Source organism: Streptomyces glaucescens, from assembly GCF_002154375.1.
GTDB lineage: Bacteria > Actinomycetota > Actinomycetes > Streptomycetales > Streptomycetaceae > Streptomyces > Streptomyces glaucescens.
In genome coordinates this window covers 1-426 of record NZ_MUND01000549.1, presented here as the reverse complement: position 1 = coordinate 426, position 426 = coordinate 1, and the positions used below count along the sequence as shown (strand labels likewise).

Annotated in this window: 1 protein-coding gene; it reads left to right on the top strand. The window is 73.7% G+C overall.

The genetic code is table 11. The annotated features are described in order from the left end of the window. On the top strand, positions 1–408 hold a 408-nt coding region (locus CCN42_RS44960), incomplete at its 5' end, for an IclR family transcriptional regulator domain-containing protein (protein ID WP_245877550.1). Between the last annotated feature and the right edge of the window lie 18 nt (positions 409–426).

Genomic DNA, 426 nt, shown 5'->3' with positions numbered 1-426 from the left:
GTCACCCAGTACGCCGACAGCCCGGCCACCCCCGCGGTCAACGAGTGGGTGGACTTCCGCTGCTCCGCGCACGCCACCGCGGTCGGCAAGAGCCTGCTGGGCCAGCTCGACCACAACGGCCGGCGCGACCATCTGGCCCGGCACAAGATGGCCCGGCTCACCTCGCGCACCATCACCAGTGACAAGCTGCTGCTCTCCCGGCTGGAGTCGCAGCCGCCGACGGTGCCGGTCCTCGACCTCCAGGAGTACGCGGTCGGCACGGTCTGCGCGGCCGTCCCGATCACCGCGGGCGCCACGGTCGGCTGCCTCGCCCTGTCCCTGCCGGTGGAGCACGCCCACCGGCTCCGCCAGGCCGCGGACACCCTGAACCGGAACGCGGCGCCGGTCCTCCTGTCGCTCGCCATCTGATCCGGCCCTGGTCCCCGG